Below are 17,694 nucleotides of genomic sequence, written 5' to 3' on the forward strand. Positions count from 1 at the left end.
AGAAATCGGTTGTTCACAGCGCGAGGGTGTTTCGTATGAAGTTTGGGACAAGCGGCCTTCGTGGTCTCTCGGTGGATCTCACGGGACGCGCATCGGCGCTTTATGCCATGGCTTTCGGCAAATATTTGCTGCAGAGCAACAAAGCCGCAAAGGGCGATGTCATCCTGATTGGCCGTGATTTCCGGGAGTCCAGCCCGGAGATTGCCGGTAACTGCGCCGGCGCACTTGCAAGCCTCGGCTTCAAAGTTCTCGACTGCGGCACCGTCCCGACACCGGCGCTTGCGCTTTACGGCCTGGAAAGAAAGGCCGCTTGCCTGATGATAACGGGTTCGCATATCCCGGCGGACCGCAACGGCATCAAATTCTACCGTCCCGACGGCGAGATCGACAAAACGGACGAAGCAGCAATTACCCGATTTGCCGCCGAAATCGAAGCCTCCGGCGAAGCTGTGGTGAGCGCGCCGGCTGCAGTGGAAGATCACTCTGCGCCGTGTCTGCAGCTCTTCTTCGAGCGCAATGCGGCTCTCCTGCCGGCAAGCGCATTTCTAGGTATGAAGATTGGCATCTATCAGCACAGCACGGTCGCCCGTGACATGATGGTCGATATTCTTGCCCATTATGGCGCCGAAATCATCGCCCTTGGTCGGTCCGAAACCTTCATTCCCGTCGACACCGAAGCCGTTTCCGAAGAGACGATCGCCCTTCTGAAGAGCTGGGCCTCCACGCATAGCCTTGATGCGATTGTTTCCACCGACGGCGATGGCGACCGCCCGCTGGTTGCCGACGAAACCGGAACGCCATTGCGCGGAGACCTATTGGGATTGATATCTGCCAATTTCCTCGGCGCCGGTACCGTCGTCACGCCGGTCACCTCCAATTCCGGAATCGAAGCGGCAGGATCTTTCAGAGTCGTTCGCACCCGTGTCGGCTCTCCCTTCGTTATCGCCGGCATGGAAGAGGCCGTTGCCGCAGGCAAGGATCTCGTGATGGGCTTCGAGGCGAATGGTGGGCTCCTGACGGCAACACCCTTCGATATCAACGGCCACAGCGTGCGAGCATTGCCCACGCGCGATTGCTTCTTGCCGATGCTGGCAACGCTTTCGCTCGCCGCAATCCGCAAGGAACCGCTTTCGATCGTTGCGGCCTCATATAGACTGCCCTTTGCGGCGGCCGACCGACTTGAGAATTTCCCGGTCGAAACCAGCGCAGCCTTGATGACCTACCTGCGTGGATCCGACGCCAATCTCGCAGAATTCCTGCAGCCCATTGGCGAGGTCGGTTCGAAAAGTGATATTGATGGCTTGCGCGTGACATTGCGTGATGGCCGCATCATTCATTTTCGTCCGTCCGGCAACGCGCCAGAAATGCGTTGCTACGTGGAAGCCGAAGGAGAGGCAGCCGCCTTAGAACTTTTGAATGCGGGATTGACCCGAATTAAGCGCTGGGCAGAAGCCCGGTAAGCATGCGACAAACCTGGCCGTTCATTTCAAGGAAGAATATCCGATGACACAGAAAATCGTCCCCGTGATCATGGCTGGCGGCAAGGGCACGCGCCTTTGGCCCCTCTCGCGCGCAACCGCGCCGAAACAGTTCATCCAGTTTGTCGGGGACAAGACGCTGTTTCAGGAAACCCTGGTCCGCGTTTCCGATCCGGCGCTTTACGAAGCCCCTGTCGTCGTGACGAATGAGGACTTTCGCTTCCTCGTTGCGGAACAGGCCCGCGAACTCGATATTCCGCTTGCCGCGGTCTTGCTGGAGCCGGTTGCCCGCAACACTGCTGCGGCAGTGGCGGCGGCTGCAAGCTTGGCCTCCGAGCATTTCGGCAAGGAAGCTATCATCCAGATGCTGGCGTCCGATCATGAAATCCTGGCAGATGAAGCCTATTTCGACGCCATCCGCACCGCACGGGATGCGGCTCTCAAGGGCAAGCTCGTCACTTTCGGCATCACGCCCACGGAGCCGGCGACCGGTTATGGTTACATTGAGGTCGGCAAGCAGCTTCCCAGCGGCGCGCACGAGGTCAAGCGCTTCGTCGAAAAGCCGGCACGCGAGAAGGCCGAGCAAATGCTGGCCGCCGGTGGCTTTTACTGGAACTCTGGCATCTTCATGTTCCCGGTCGCCGAACTGCTTTCCGAAATGCAGGAATATGCGCCTGATGTGCTGAAGGCAGCCGACAAGGCGCTTTCCAAAGCAACGCGTGATCTCGATTTCACGCGTCTCGATGCCGAACACTTCGCAAAGAGCCCCGACATCTCCATCGATTACGCAGTCATGGAAAAGACGTCCAAGGCGGTGGTCGTGCCCTCCGCCTTCAGGTGGTCGGACATGGGCAGCTGGGATGCGGTATGGAAAACCGGCGTTCAGGATGAAAACGGTAACATCGCGGCCGCCAACACGACTGTTGTCAACACCCGCAACTCGCTCGTCATGACCCATGGCGTTCACCTCGCCGTCCAGGGCATGGACGATGTCGCCGTCATCGCCAGCGAAGATGCTGTTTATGTCGGACCGTTGAAGGAGAGCCAGGAAGTCGGCAAGCTCGTCAAGCTGCTTGCCGGCCAGAAGAAGACGTCGAAGCTGACCGAGACGCATCCCACATCCTATCGTCCATGGGGCGGCTACACCTCGATCTTCAATGGCGATCGGTTCCAGGTGAAGCGTATCTTCGTGACGCCTGGCAAGAAACTGTCGCTGCAGAAGCACCATCATCGCTCCGAGCACTGGATCGTGGTGAAGGGAACAGCCGAAGTTACGATCGGGGACAATGTGCAGATGCTGCGCGAAAACGAGTCGGTCTATATCCCGCTCGGTGAGGTCCATCGCCTTGCAAATCCCGGCAAGATTCTGCTGGAGCTCATCGAAGTTCAGACAGGCTCCTATCTTGGCGAAGACGATATCATCCGTATCGTCGACGAGTTCGGCAGAACCTGAACCTAAGCTTTTTGGCGGTCTTGAACTTGGTTCTCCGCCCCTGTAACGGATAGTGGTCCGCCTTGATGGTCGGGCCACTTTTTGTTGAACGAAGGTTACGCCATGCGCATTGTGATGATTGGTTCGGGTTATGTTGGCCTCGTCTCGGGTGCCTGCTTTGCAGATTTCGGCCACCATGTAACCTGCGTCGACAAATCTGAAGCCAAGATCAACGCTCTTGAAGCGGGCGAAGTGCCGATCTACGAGCCCGGTCTCGAAGCCATTATCCAGCAGAATCGCAGCGCCGGCCGCCTCGATTTCTCGAAGAATCTCGCCCCTTCCGTTGGCGAAGCCGACGTAGTCTTCATTGCGGTCGGCACGCCGTCCCGCCGCGGAGACGGCCATGCAGACCTGAGCTATGTCTATGCAGCGGCGCGAGAGATCGCTGCCGCCGTCAGGGGCTTCACGGTGGTCGTGACAAAATCCACCGTGCCGGTCGGTACCGGGGACGAAATCGAACGGATCTTCCGAGATGAGTTTCCGGAAAAGGATATTTCCGTCGTCTCCAATCCTGAATTCCTGCGCGAGGGCGCAGCTATTACCGATTTCAAGCGCCCCGATCGTATCGTGATCGGCACTGAGGATGCGCGTGCCATCGAGGTCATGCGCGAGGTCTACCGCCCGCTTTACCTCAATGAAGCGCCGCTTTATTTCTGCGAACGCCGCACTTCCGAACTCATCAAATACGCCGCCAACGCCTTCCTGGCGATGAAGATCACCTTCATCAATGAGATTGCCGACCTCTCCGAGAAGATCGGCGCCGACATCCAGAAGGTTGCCAAAGGCATCGGCATGGACAAGCGTATCGGCGACAAGTTTCTGCATGCAGGCCCCGGTTACGGCGGCTCATGCTTCCCCAAGGATACGCTCGCTCTCGTCAAGACCGCGCAGGACTTCGACAGTCCGGTTCGCCTGATCGAGACGACCGTTGCGATCAACGACAATCGCAAGCGCGCGATGGGCCGCAAGGTCATCGCCGCCTGCGATGGCGACGTGCGTGGCAAGAAGATTGCGGTCCTCGGTCTCACCTTCAAACCGAACACTGACGACATGCGCGATGCGCCGTCGCTCACGATCATCCAGGCTTTGCTCGATGGTGGTGCAACGGTGCATGCCTACGATCCGGAGGGCATGGACGCGGCAAAGGATATGCTCGGCCCGGTCGTCTATGGCAACGACCCATACGAGATTGCCGCGGATGCCGATGCAATCGTCATTGTCACCGAATGGGACGAATTCCGCGCGCTCGACCTCAAGCGCCTCAAGACCATCATGAAAAAGCCGGTTATCGTTGACCTCCGAAACATTTATCCGGTCAACGAAGTGACCAAATATGGCTTCGGCTATTTTGCCGTCGGCAAGAAACCCGAAAAAGTTTAAGGCTGCTCCAGTTCACCACAGAATGGCAGGGCTCGTCAGTTCTATTCGGTGAAGGCGAGCATGATTAGCGGGCTTAAACGGCCTTCTACGCTGTATTGCAATCCGCAGAAGATGCCTCATTCGGCGTTGGGACATGCGCCCTGCCCTCGCTCACGTCTTTGCCGGGCGGCGAGTCAGAGGCACGCTGCCGTTTAAAGCCAGCGGCCACGATATCGAAAATCCGCCGGGCTGCTGAAGCAAGCAAGTCGTATGGAGTTGGCTCTCTTCGACCTGCCGACCCGACCGCCGACAGAGCAACGGCTGGCGCGTTTCACAGATTCCAGGCAGGACGGGGATCGGTACTTTTGCGGATGATGATTGGAGAGAATTTTGCGACCAGTGTGTCTGCAGAATCCTTGTTCCAGTGAAGGCGGATCGGCCGCAGCGAGCTTCGAATATAATCTGCCGGAGCTGCGACATCATCCGATCCAAGCAATCTAAAGCGCGGGATGGTTGCTCTCCCGGACAACGGCGCTGTCAATCGTGGTCCATTTTGCGTGGCGTTGAGGCGCACAATCATGCCGCCGACTGCAGCATAACGGCATATTGCCGGCCGGCTGTTCGCCTCGAGACTAAATTCGAGCCCGAGCCAGTCATTGCTCTCCGACAATTCGTAGTCGAACCCCGCTTCAACCCAATCGCCCACAGAGAGACCGAGTTTCTCCAGGTCCATGTCGGGCCAGGACAGCGTTAACGTGCACACCCGGGAGTCGTTTGCGTTGTCCGCAGGATCGATCGTAAAGATCTGCCTTTCCAGGCCATCGGATACGATCTCCTTTGATCCGGCAATTTTATCCGTCTGTCCCCCGCCGCGTGTTGCCACAAGGCCATCGGCGAGAACGCCGTCAACACCGAATCGCTTGCCTCTCCCTCCCAAGAAGCCGCCAAGCGGCGAAAGGTTGGCCAACGTCACATCTCTGCTATAGAAATCGCCTTCCGTCACCATTTTGCGCAGTATCGGCAAAAGTACCGAATAGCGTAGCCATTGGCCCACCGTGTTCAAGTGAACATCGTCCTCTGTGATTGCGATGCCCTCGGCGATCGCCTTCGAGAGAACCTCCCGGTCATCAACAACTTTGACGCCGTCCCGGCCGTCGATGGAGACGATGTGGTCAGCAAGGCCGTTGCTGAGGGCATGCCGCGGATCACTCGCAGGCCAGGCCCCAACTGAGTGACCGATACGGTCGACGGGCAACATGGAAACGACCCAGATCCCGGCATCTCGCAAAGGCTTCAAAAGCGCTTCGTACCGCGCTATCGCATCCTCAAGGGTGATCTTATCACTGGCAACGTCGTTCGTGCCAATATCGAGGATAACGATGTCGGGTGCCCGCTCAATGTACCACGGCAATCGCGCGAGCGTCTGCGGTATGTGCTCGCCGCCGCGTCCTGCAATCGCCCCCGCCATTCGGCCCGTCACCGCTGCTTTGGTCGGCACGGTCGGATCATACCAGCAGTCGAGATTAAAACGATTATCGACGTTTCGTAGCGGCCCGATGGTCCCAAGCCAATTTGCTGTCACAGTATCGATACGGGGCGTCGGATTCCCTGGATAGATTACCGTATAACCACTGTTGGCTACGAAGCTGTGCCCCAGTCCCATAACCTTTGCTCCAACTTTGAGCGGGAGGCTGGGCAAATCCCGCCTGATCGACGGCATCGCGGCAGAAAACGCCTGAGAGCTTTGGACAAAAAAGGAACCGAATTGTGATAAAAAGCCGGCGAGAAATGTACGACGATAAAGCTGTAAATCCATGACATTCCATCTCGATCTTAGCGCTACACCGTCGTTCAGTCATGACTGAAAACTCGACATTTGCATGACAACGAAACGCTTTGAACGGTATTGGGGACAGCAGTGTCCGAGACCCGAAAATGACCTGCGGCCTTTGATGTTCCGAGCAATTTTTTCATCGCGAACCATCAGTCGTATTTTCGCCAGGCGCCACAGTCGCCTATAACTGCAAAAATCTTAAGACTATATCCGGCCCACCAGTCCATGAGACGGATGACGGCACCAAGGGGAATGTCTTGGCTGGGGAATGCCGCAACAAATAGTGCTGCGCACAATTGTTGCGCTTCCTTTCGCTAATGCAGCATGCTATCGATTCCTGCAGCGTAACCTTAATTGCGGGTGAAGGACTATGCCTGTTCGTCAGCATTATTTGACGCTCGATGGCCTTCGCGGCCTTGTCGCGATCTCGGTGCTTTTCTTTCACATCGTTTGGCAAAACGGCCTTGGCTCTTTATCGCTGCATGGTTACCTCGGAGTAGATTTCTTTTTTGCCTTGAGCGGCTTCGTTATTGCAATCGCCTATGATGCCAGATTGCAACAAGGAATGGGGTTCAAGCAATTTATGATAGTTCGACTACGTCGACTATATCCTCTGTTTGCACTTGGCATGGCGTTGAGCGCCGCAGTTTTTGCTTTGAGAATGCTGCCAAAGGGTGAATTTAATACTTCGGAATTTGTGTTTGCATCGCTGAACGCTTTTTTGATATCACCCTTCGGACGAGTAGAAGGCAACGATTATCTCTTCCCGTTCAATTCACCAGCCTGGTCGCTGTTTTTCGAAATTGCTATCAACGCAGTTTATGCGCTGGCCGCGACCTACCTCACCCTGCCGAGATTATTAGGTGTTTTGGCCGCCTCGGCCGTTGCCGCTGTTGTAATGGTGACCTATCACGGCAGTTTCGATGTAGGAGACAGCTCCAGCGAACTCTTCGAGGGTGCCATTCGTGTAACATTCTCTTTTTCAGGAGGTGTGTTGCTCGGGCGCTTGATGATGGCGGGTCGTTTGAGGAACATTCCGACCGTGTCACCGGCTTTGCTGAGCGTTGTCTTGCTCGCGATATTTTTGTTTCCTGTGTCTCGGTTTAACTTCATATTTGAGCTGGTGAGCGTGTTACTCGTCTTCCCGATCATTGTAATGCTGGGCGCCGTAAGGGAACCTTCATCTCGATTTGAAGCTTTAGCCAAGTTTTCCGGGCTTATTTCCTACCCCTTGTATATTACGCATATGCCGGTTGTACTTATCAGCACATACATATGCGTCCGGCTGAAGCTTGAAGGCATAGCTTTGTTCACTATGATTGGGATAACGATGGTTACAGCAATCATGTTGGCATACTTGGCTGCTGTGTGCTTTGACGAGCCTATTCGACGCTTCTTCCGCGCGACGTCTTCACCTCTTCCAACAAGCTGATGACCCGTTAAGATGCCCTTGCCTTGACTTGCCCTGAGGTTGGTTCATCCTAGGCCAAGTGCTCGAATACGGCATCACCTCGCAGCAAGCCGTAGAGCGCGGGTTGGAACGTCAAGCCTTACTGTCGCGGGGATTACATGCAATACACGAGGCGCCTGCGGCAGGACCCAAAGCTCTTCAACAATCTATCGCGGGCTAGCTCGCCAACTTTGTCCAGAAATGCGCCGGGTAGAGAGTTCCGTGGAGCTCTCCCAACTCGCCGCCAGTGACAACGCCCAACCTGATCTCCTTGACCAGAATTGCGGCGTTGCAGGATCGTCGGTTTCCATCAGGTTCTGCAGACACTATTTCAGCTCAATCGACCGCTCGATGGCATCACGACTGCAGGCCCAGGTCGCTTTCCCGGACCTCATGCAACAGCCAACCCAATGTCGGGGCAATCTCGGCAATGCAGCCGCCTCCAGACTTTCGGCATCAACATATAGAGGCCAACCGCATGCAGGTCATGCGGCACCCAAGCGCTCAAGCCGCAAGAGCACTCAACAGGAAGACTGACTGGATCTCGAACCGTCGACCGGTTTGCCAAATGCAGACACTGAGCCTTACTGGACAGAGCAGTACCTAACCGAGTGCTTGCCGATAAATCGCCAGCCAGTCGTAGCTTCCTGTTATTCTCCTGGAGAAGCGGAAGCTTGATGCGGGACCTGCTGCATTATCGGTAATTCCTGTCTTTGACGCACCCTTCGAGGAACGGGCTTTTTATGCCCTGCAAGCAGCGCGAGGAAAATAAGCGGAAATTCCAGAGGCGAAGCAAGAGCATTATCTGAGTTGGAGAGGAACAAGAAGCCAGAATAGGCCAGAATAGCAACCACGTTTGGACGGCCACCCCGAAAGCTGGCCTTGAGCACAGCAAGGGTTAGCAGCACATAGAACATGATCATGCCCGTGCTGCCGAGCTCGACCGAGAGCCGGATGAAGTCATTATGAGCTGAGGTAGAACCGACGATAATCTCGATTTCGTGCGGCGTGATATAGAATTGGTGACCGAAGCCGATGCCCGTGTAAGGATACTGGTCGATGACGGTACGCAGATAGTCCCACATGATGCCGCGGCCGCTGTCGCCACTCTGCAGAAAGCGCGTCGCAAAATTGTCCCAGAACACCGCCACGATCGCCAGACCGCCGATCAAGCCCATCACCACCAGCGAAATCTTGGTCGTGATGGTTACGCCGCGTTGAACGAGCACCGAAGCACCTGTCACCACAACACAAACCGCCAGGGTCGCTCTGCCTCCAGCAGCAACGAGAACCAGCAGACTGATGAGCACGAGCGCTGCGTATTTCTTTTGACCGCCAAGCACCAGCTGCACACCGGCAAATACGCCGCACATTCCCAACGCTGATGTGAATGYCGCCGCCGACAACGAGCCCAGATAGCGCGGGACACCGGTTGCAAACTCCGTGGCGATCATGGGTTTGATGCCCACGGCCTGATAGGCAAAGCCGAGGACCACGCATACCAACGGCAGGAACGCGGTTACTTTCCAGATGAGCTGCTGATCTCGGTAGCTGGTTTTTCCGGCCAGCAACGCAAAGAGAACAATGATCTGATTCAAAGAAACAAATAAAACGGACCAACTGAAGCCGTTATAGGGCGTCGAGGCGCCCAGAATAATTACAAGCAACAATTCCGCAAAAAGAAGCGCCAATATCGTTCTGTCGGGGCGACCGCGAAACAAAATCGCGAAAGAAGCAAGTATAAAAAAAGACTTCTCAATAGCGTTACTACCGGAAAGATGCAGCGCCGCGCCGATATTAAATACCAGCAACACAAGAGAAAAGACGAAGATCGCTCTAAACGCCATATATCGCTTCCAATTGACCTAACTTAACTAGAAGGACGTAATTGATATGCTCTTTCGTATCAACAAAACCGAATCGAGTATGGTCCTATGTCGAACTGGCGCATCGATTCAGCAATATGGCCTTCTACGACAAAGCGTGCTCGGCCTGTCACCGTCAACATTCAAGGACCTATATATCTTCAATCCTCATTTTTTCGCAATGCACCATAAAGCGTCGGATGACGGCGCGCGTATAATTAAGCAACCGGGCATGTCCCTTAATCCAGAATTTTCAGGTATCGTGCCGGCGGACTCGCCACAATCATCGTCCTGATTTTCCAGCAACCAATTTGGACAGATTATCCAGGCTATTTCGTGGCTGCGCACTCGAAATGCTGCCAGCATCAGCCACCGGGCAGGAGAATTGCCACCGGCGGAACGCTCGATTGCCCACAATTAAGGCGGCAATATCCATCGATACAGCCGCCTTGAACTCTCTAGTAAATCCCCAACCCGTCTGTCATGCCTTTTCGCACGCCAGATCGAATTGGTTATGACCTTCCGGCTCTCGATTATGCAAAGAGGAAATCGGAAGCGTGAAGATCCGCTACATTAACGTTCTGCAGTGTCACGATATGGTTCGCATCGAGCGTGATGACGGTATTGGCGCCGTCCTGAGCAGCATGCGAGATGATGTCGGCGAACTTATACTGGCTTACACCAGCAGCACCGAACTTCAGCTTGTCCTGACCGATGGTGAAGTCGGCAATGTAATCCGAACCGCTTTCAAAAACGAAAGTGTCCTTACCGGTGCCGCCTACCAGGTAATCATTGCCTGCGCCGCCATAAAGGAAGTCGTCGCCAGCGCCACCGTAGACATCGTCATCGCCGTCATCGCCAAAGACGAAATCGTTACCGTCGTCGCCGAGCACCTTGTCGTTGCCGACGCCGCCGTATACGCGGTCATTGCCCTCGTTGCCGTGAACGATGTCGTTGCCTTCGTCGCCGTAAACGCGGTCATCGCCAGCATCGCCAGTGATGAAATCAGCGCCGGTACCGCCGCGCACGATGTCGTTGCCAACACCACCGCCCAGAAAATCGTCGCCTGCGCCGCCGTAGATCGCGTCGTTGCCTTCGCCACCCCAAACATGGTCGCTACCGTCGCCGGAGGCAATGATGTCATTACCAGCACCACCGAAGACGAAGTCGTCGCCTTCACGCGAGTTGATTACGTCGTCGCCAGCATCACCGTAGATTGCATCTTTTCCGGTGCCGCTGCCGATCAGATCGTTGCCGTTACCACCGAGTATTTTGTCGTCACCGTTACCAGAATAGATTGTGTCGTTACCGTCGCGCCCACGAATCTCATCATTTCCAGCCGTACCCTTGAGAGTGTCGTCTGAATTGGTACCCAGAACGTTAGCCATTTCGATTCTCCCTTTGAAACACAAGTAAGATATTTATAGTGAAGCGCTGTCGGCTTTCGTTCCCTTGACTATTAAAGAATTAATATATTGTAAACCCTGAAGTTGAGAACAAAATTGGGCTGATAAAAATATACTTAACTCGAGATCACCCGCTTAAAGTGTACTCGCGCTCAACAGCGGAACATCGCAACTATTGCACGTTAAAATATCCAACGGAGAGAATTACAAGAATAGCGATATTGAGGGGTGCCAATTAGGTGAGGTAGCGTAGCCGAGAAACCGACGCCGCCTGCAGACTTTCAATGTCACGGGGCCTTCCGCAGACTCGTTTCATTCTATCTATCGCGGATAATGGCGACCGAGCGCCCAATCGACTTCATTTATTCGGCTTGAGCCGCCGATATTCTAGCTGGAACGACCAGTGTTAAAACCAGAAACAAGCCAGGAGCGCTGGCGCTGGGATGTGACGGGCCTCGAGCGAAAATCCATCAACTTTGACGAGGGCCCCCACCACGCAAAGAGCGTAGGCAACCGCTCATAGGCTCTGGTACTGGCTCTCAGCTCGACTAAACCTTGCGGACCTGACACCGGAAAGCCATTGCCGAGCTGCGGCGAGCAAGCCGGGCCGCTAGACGAGGTGCGATGACCGGCGGCATGGCGCAAATCCGGTGGCCGAACCGTGTGAGCGCGAGGATTTCCTAATATCCCAAGCGCCTCCAACTTCGGTGAATGCCACAAGATCGCGCTGAATAGCGCGTTCTATGGTGGCCCGCATCCGTGGATCCGGGAACGGCCCCGGTCGCAAACTTTTCACACGTCGTCGCGCGATAAACTGGCACGACCATATTTCAAGATGTGATCGCGAGCCTCCATGGACTGCCCTTCGAGACATTGGCGCACATTATAATACTCAGGTCATGAGGCACCCTGCTGTCAGGCCCTACGGCTCAATTCCGAAGATATCGATTGATCGTCGCCTGTGGAAACCACCGGTGAGCCGCATTCAGGCAGTGCCTCTCAGGGCCAATTTGCACGCATTCATTCACTTATAAATAAGGCGCCAGCGTGCATCACGTGAAGCCTTAGCCATTTGTTTTCACTGCGCTAATCGACCCTATGCCGGCCCTGGGGATCCAGTTGGACCGCCATTATTTCTTTATGAAGGTCAAAGTCAGGCCGCAATGTCGCCAATTTCCACAGAGATTTAGGCGTTGCAATCGCCAGGGAATATTAATATCCATTCTAGGCCTGAACGGGGCGTAGGGATTCATTCGCGAGGAATTCTAATGGCTTACGCTGTATCAGCAGTAATACCTGTTAAGAATCGGCCTACCGAGATCATCCGAGCCGTAAACAGTATTTTAGCTCAAACGGTAGTTCCACAAGAGATAGTCATCGTTGATGACGGCTCGACAGATTCTACTCCGGCGGCAATCAGCCAGCTTGCCGAAGCGCATTCAATTATTAAGCCAATTTTCCTGAGCAAAAGCCGAGGCGCCTCTGGCGCAAGAAATGAAGGCTGCCGCGCGGCGTCGGGCGACATGCTTGCTCTGCTTGATTCCGACGATGAGTGGCTTCCCGAAAAAATGGAGCTGCAGTTGAAGCTCCTGTCGGACGACGAAAAATGCCCTGCAGCCGGCTGCGGGATGAAATACGACTACATCGATAGGCCAAGCGTTTCGCGTGTGCCGCCAAGGGTAATCACGCTCGAACATCTCAGCCAGGGAAATATCTTCGGCTCGGCTTCTGTTGCGCTTATCCGCAAAAGCAGCTTCATGGATATTGGCGGATTTGACGAAAGCCTGCCGAATTGCGAAGACTGGGATCTGTGGTTCCGTCTGTCACAGATTTCTTCGCTCCTGAGCACCAGCGAAATAATGGTGCGTTATAGCTATGACGGAAACGACAAGCTTTCCCGCAATATCGACAAGCTCATTCTTGGCCACAACATGATGCGCGACAAAATATTGGCGAGCGTCAGCAATCAGCGGCAGAGAAATATCATCATCGCCGCCCATGAGATGAAGATGGCTGAAATCGCAGTTCGCACGATCGGCTCTCCTAGCATGGGCTTTAAGCATGCATGGAAGAGCCTGTCGGCGAACGCAGGCCCGCAAAACGTCACCCGCGCTCTGAAGCTGCTGGCCGCTGGCGCTTTCTATTCAAATCGCTACTAGAGAATTCCAGCGTTCAGATGGCATCACCCCAGGTGGCGTCCTCTGAACGCAGGTATTCCGCGTCTGAATTTGATGACGCCATCGGCGTTCAGACCCTGCAAACATAGGTTTGGCGCCCCAGGGAACAGCCAGTTCAGATCATTTGACCACCCTTTGAAGGAAGGGTGGGCTTGTCGTTTTTGAATCACAGCTGGCACTAAATTTCTCAAATTCATGGATCAATCGCGACCTTTCGAGCCCCCAAATACAACGTGAATGCTGCATTGCACAATTTTTCGTTGACTGATCGCCGTTGCTGCAGCGACCAGCCAAGAAATGTGCCGTCATGCCCGACGAGCATAAAGGGAGCAAAGAGAAAACCGAAAAAATCGTTTAAAAACAATTCGATGCCGCCAGCAGTCGAAGCTTCGCCTGCCCCTTTTCGAAAAAATCCCCAGAATGGCTATTTCGAAAATGTCATATGCACTATACAAATGTGATCGAAATTGATCATCGGCGAAACGTTCATTTTTTGCGGTTGCGTAATCGATGTAAATTTTCGACTATCTCCGCACAGTCACAAACCCCAGGAGCGTGCGAATGAAAATTGCAATCTTTGGCCTTGGCTATGTCGGTCTCACAGGTGCCGGATGCCTGCTCAAAGAAGGTCATTCCATCGTCGGCGTGGAACCTCACGAAGACAAGGTAAAACTCATTCTCTCCGGGCATTCGCCAATCTATGAGCCCGGGCTCGACGACCTCCTGGCGGCAGGTCTGGCTGACAATCGCCTGACGGTCGTCTCGAAGGTCGGAACATTGCTTTCGGAATGTGATCTGGCCATTGTCTGCGTCGGTACGCCGAGTGCAGCTGACGGCTCGCACAATATGACATTCATTGCCGAAGTCTCGCGTCAGATTGCTCTGGGCGTGGACGCCGGTCGCGAGAAGCCGCTGACTGTCGTCTTCCGTAGCACGATCCGGCCGGGTTCGATCGACGGACTGATTGCACCGATCTTCAAGGCGCATCTTGGCAAGGATTTCGGCAAGTTGGTCGAAATCGTCTACAATCCTGAATTTCTCCGCGAATCCGTGGCCATTAAGGATTACTTCAATCCGCCGAAAATCGTCGTTGGCACTCAGAACGGTCAGCCGTCCGAGCGTATGACTGAACTTTATAAGAATATCAGTGCGCCAATGTTCGTAACCGGCTACCGCGAAGCCGAGTTCACCAAATTCGTCGATAATACCTGGCACGCGGTCAAGGTCGCATTCGCCAACGAAATCGGCCGCGTCTGCGTCCAGCTTGATATCGACCCCCAGACCGTACACAAGATCTTCGTCTCGGATACCAAGCTGAATATCTCGCCTTATTATATGCGCCCCGGTGGCCCCTTCGGCGGCTCCTGCCTTCCCAAGGATGTCAGGGCACTGGCCCATATCTCCGAGGAGGTCGGCGCTTTTAATCACTTGGTCGATTCATTGCTGCGTTCGAACGAGGCGCACAAACGCTTCATCTTCGACTACGTTACGCGCGACGTCGCGCCGAAGGCGAACATCCTCATGCTTGGACTCGCGTTCAAGGCAGAAAGCGACGACCTGCGCGAAAGCCCCCAGCTTAACCTAGCCCACAAGCTGATCACCTCCGGCTACAAGCTCAGCATCTACGATCCGGCCGTCAAGCCAACGCAGTTGCTGGGTCAGAATATGGGTTATGCCTTCTCGCACCTTCCATCCATCTCGGAAATCATGGTTTCCAAGCAAGAGGCCGAAAGCACCGAATACGATCTGGTGATCGACACAAACGGAAGTTTGGCAAAGATAGATGTGAAAGCTGCCAAGACAGTTGACACGAATACCTTGCACTAAGAAGCAAAAACACGCCGTCGGCCTCTCCGGGGGCCGATTCTTTGAGAATTATCGAGAGTAGGCAATCGATGGCAATTCAAGAAACAATCGATATGGCCCCGGATGATGCGACAGATCTGAGTGTCTTGCCCCTGAAGGGGCGAAAAGTGCTGATCGTCGTCGAGAACCTGCCGGTTCCCTTCGACCGTCGCGTCTGGCAGGAAGCCAGGACCTTGACCGCCGCCGGTGCGCAGGTTTGCGTCATCTGCCCGACTGGAAAGGGCTTCACCGAACGCTACGAATGCATCGAGGGAATCCATGTTTACCGGCATCCCCTGCCGCTCGATGCAAGCGGAGCATTAGGCTACCTGCTGGAATATGGTGTCGCGCTCTTTTGGGAAACTGTCCTTGCCTGGAAGATTTTCTTCCGTCACGGCTTCGATACAGTTCACGGCTGCAACCCGCCGGACCTGATTTTCCTGGTGGCCTGGCAATTCCGGCTCTTTGGTGTTCCGTATATCTTCGATCATCACGACATCAATCCCGAGCTCTACGAGGCCAAGTACGAAAAGCGTGGCTTCTTCTGGAGACTGATGTGCTGCTTCGAGTGGATCACCTTCAAGAGCGCTCGCGTCGTCATCTCGACAAACGAAAGCTATCGCGAAATCGCCCAGGTGCGCGGAGGCAAGAAAGCCGAGGATATCTACGTCGTCAGAAGCGGACCGGATCTTTCACGCTTCGTTGCCGTCGAACCCAATGAAGCGCTCAAGAAGAGCCGAAAGTACCTCGTTGGCTACGTAGGCGTGATGGGTGCTCAGGAAGGCGTTGATATCCTTCTTGATGCCGTGGCCTACATCAAGAACCAGATGGGTCGCGATGACATTCAGTTCGTCCTGGTCGGTGGCGGTCCGAGCGCCAAGGGCCTGGCTGCCGATGCGGAAAGAATGGGCCTTGCAGAGTGCGTAACCTTCACGGGACGCGTATCCGACCATGATCTTCTCGAAGTGCTGTCGACATCCGACGTCTGCGTCAATCCCGACCGCGTCAACCCGATGAACGACAAGTCGACGATGAACAAGATCATCGAATACATGGCGCTCGGCAAGCCGATCGTTCAGTTTGACGTTACCGAAGGCAGACGTAGCGCTGAGGAAGCCTCGCTTTATGCAAAGGCCAACGATGCGAAGGATTTCGCTGAGAAAATCGTGGCCCTCCTCGAAAATCCGGAAGAGCGTGCGCGGATGGGCGCCATTGGCCGCAAACGTGTCGCAAGCAGCCTTGCATGGCCGTACCAGATCCCCAATCTGATCGCTGCCTACAAGAAGGTGAAGCGGCAGAGCTGATTTTCGTTAGCAAAGCAAGCCCAAACAAAAAGCCGCATGAGTTTGCTCTCATGCGGCTTTATTTTTATTGCTCACCCATTGATGGCTTACCGGCAGCGAATCCCCAAGATGCAATGCCTTCGCAATTCACCATGGTCGCTCTGCCCGCGATCTCAGCAGTGCTTTTTTGAGGGGTCTCTAACGCAGTCCGGTATTCGATTATTCCTCGCGGAAGGTGTGCTTCATCTGGTCCGTTAGCGGCTTAGTCAGATAGGATATGACTGAGCGGTCGGCAACCTTGATAAAGATTTCAGCCGGCATGCCCGGGTAAAGCTTCATACCCTGCAGCTTTGCGAGACTTTCGGGTTCCGGTCTTATGCGCACCGGATAATATTTTGCGCCTGTCCGCTCTTCGGTGATGGCATCTGGAGATACCGACAAGACCTTGCCCTGAACTTCCGGCGTCGACCGTTGATCGAATGCAGTGAATCGAATGTCGACATCCTGATCGACATGCACTTGGTCGATGTTGCGCGTTGCGATCTTTGCCTCGACCGTGAGTGCACGATTGTCTGGCGCCAGCAGCATAAGCGTTTCGCCTGGAGTGACGACGCCGCCGACCGTGTGGACTGAGAGTTGGTAAATACGGCCGCTCAGCGGAGCCTTCAAATCCAGCCGCTGAAGCTGATCGAGAGCAGCGATACGACGCTCCTCCATCTCAGCAATATTGCCCTCGACATCCGTCAAGTCCTTGGAATTTTCGGCACTTTGGTCCGCATCAAGCTGAAGAACCTGCAGTTTGATCTCGGCAATTTTGCCCTCCGCCTGCGCGCGGTATGCTACCCGGCTACCGCGACTGCCATCAAGATCGGCCTTCTGACGTTTCAGACTGTTGATCTTTTGCATGGTCACGAGCTTCTTTTCATAAAGCTCTTCTGTTGCGGCAAGCTCTTCGTTGACGAGAGAGGTGGCATCGTCGATCGCCTGCAGCTGTATGGTGTCGCCTTTGATCTCCTCATCAAGCTGCGCCATTTTCTCTTCAAGCTGCTTTTTGCGTCCAACCATTGAAGATTGACGCGTCTTGAAGAGCTGCATTTCGCCGTCAATCAGCAGCTTATTTCCTTCGAGATCAACACCCTTTGCCTCCAGTTCGTCCATTGAAAAACTGGGCTGCCCAAGTCGTTCCGCCTCGAGACGACTTCTACGCACGTAGAGCTGCGCGAGGTTACTGTTGATGATACCGAGATTGGCCTTAACGGAAGTCCCGTCGAGCCTTAGCAGCACATCACCTGCGTTGACATGGCTGCCTTCGCTAACCGAAATTTCGGAAACAATACCACCAACAAGGTGCTGTATCTTCTTGACGTTGTCGTCGATAACAACAGTCGCCTCGCCGACAACGGCATTTGAAAGTGTTGTTGTCGCTGCCCACCCCCCGATGTTGCCGACAAGCAAGATTGCCATTGCAACGACCATCACCGAATGGCGCCGTAGCGAACGCTGAG

General features: G+C 54.6%; 11 protein-coding genes. 7 read left to right on the plus strand and 4 right to left on the minus strand.

Annotated features, from left to right (window positions below; translation table 11 throughout):
• Positions 1-35: 35 nt before the first annotated feature.
• From AC1DTN_RS08930 to AC1DTN_RS08940, 3 genes are all read left to right on the plus strand, one after another.
• Positions 36-1,460 carry a phosphomannomutase gene (locus tag AC1DTN_RS08930; RefSeq protein ID WP_477920518.1) on the plus strand — a complete coding sequence of 475 codons (1,425 nt, stop codon included), beginning with the start codon at positions 36-38 and terminating at the stop codon, positions 1,458-1,460.
• A gap of 43 nt (positions 1,461-1,503) precedes the next feature.
• Positions 1,504-2,931, plus strand: a complete 1,428-nt coding sequence (locus AC1DTN_RS08935; RefSeq protein WP_477920520.1) for a mannose-1-phosphate guanylyltransferase/mannose-6-phosphate isomerase — start codon at positions 1,504-1,506, stop codon at positions 2,929-2,931.
• Between the two features lie 102 nt (positions 2,932-3,033).
• A complete protein-coding gene (locus tag AC1DTN_RS08940; RefSeq protein ID WP_477920522.1) occupies positions 3,034-4,350 on the plus strand; it encodes a UDP-glucose dehydrogenase family protein in 1,317 nt (438 codons plus the stop codon).
• 310 nt (positions 4,351-4,660) lie between these two features.
• Here AC1DTN_RS08940 and AC1DTN_RS08945 read toward each other — a convergent pair whose 3' ends face one another.
• Complete coding sequence (locus AC1DTN_RS08945) at positions 4,661-6,145, minus strand: SGNH/GDSL hydrolase family protein (RefSeq protein WP_477920524.1); 1,485 nt, start codon at positions 6,143-6,145, stop codon at positions 4,661-4,663.
• Between the two features lie 388 nt (positions 6,146-6,533).
• Here AC1DTN_RS08945 and AC1DTN_RS08950 point away from each other — a divergent pair, with 388 nt between their 5' ends.
• A complete protein-coding gene (locus tag AC1DTN_RS08950) occupies positions 6,534-7,595 on the plus strand; it encodes an acyltransferase family protein (protein ID WP_477920526.1) in 1,062 nt (353 codons plus the stop codon).
• A gap of 668 nt (positions 7,596-8,263) precedes the next feature.
• Here the strand turns inward: AC1DTN_RS08950 and AC1DTN_RS08955 are convergent.
• Positions 8,264-9,460 (minus strand): O-antigen ligase family protein, encoded by a 1,197-nt coding sequence (locus tag AC1DTN_RS08955; RefSeq protein ID WP_477920528.1) that lies wholly within the window; start codon positions 9,458-9,460, stop codon positions 8,264-8,266.
• Between the two features lie 551 nt (positions 9,461-10,011).
• Complete coding sequence (locus tag AC1DTN_RS08960; protein WP_113184822.1) at positions 10,012-10,866, minus strand: calcium-binding protein; 855 nt, start codon at positions 10,864-10,866, stop codon at positions 10,012-10,014.
• Between the two features lie 1,286 nt (positions 10,867-12,152).
• Here AC1DTN_RS08960 and AC1DTN_RS08965 point away from each other — a divergent pair.
• The 3 genes from AC1DTN_RS08965 (at position 12,153) to AC1DTN_RS08975 (ending at position 16,210) form a co-directional block, all read left to right on the plus strand.
• Positions 12,153-13,043 carry a glycosyltransferase family 2 protein gene (locus AC1DTN_RS08965; RefSeq protein WP_477920530.1) on the plus strand — a complete coding sequence of 297 codons (891 nt, stop codon included), beginning with the start codon at positions 12,153-12,155 and terminating at the stop codon, positions 13,041-13,043.
• 579 nt (positions 13,044-13,622) lie between these two features.
• On the plus strand, positions 13,623-14,888 hold the full coding sequence (locus tag AC1DTN_RS08970) for a nucleotide sugar dehydrogenase (protein WP_477920532.1): 1,266 nt from the start codon (positions 13,623-13,625) through the stop codon (positions 14,886-14,888).
• Positions 14,889-14,956: 68 nt separating this feature from the next.
• A complete protein-coding gene (locus AC1DTN_RS08975) occupies positions 14,957-16,210 on the plus strand; it encodes a glycosyltransferase family 4 protein (protein WP_477920534.1) in 1,254 nt (417 codons plus the stop codon).
• A 198-nt stretch (positions 16,211-16,408) separates the two neighbouring features.
• Here the strand turns inward: AC1DTN_RS08975 and AC1DTN_RS08980 are convergent, their stop codons facing one another.
• Complete coding sequence (locus AC1DTN_RS08980; protein WP_442206845.1) at positions 16,409-17,665, minus strand: HlyD family type I secretion periplasmic adaptor subunit; 1,257 nt, start codon at positions 17,663-17,665, stop codon at positions 16,409-16,411.
• Positions 17,666-17,694: the final 29 nt, after the last annotated feature.

The organism is Rhizobium sp. 01T444, assembly GCF_056398305.1.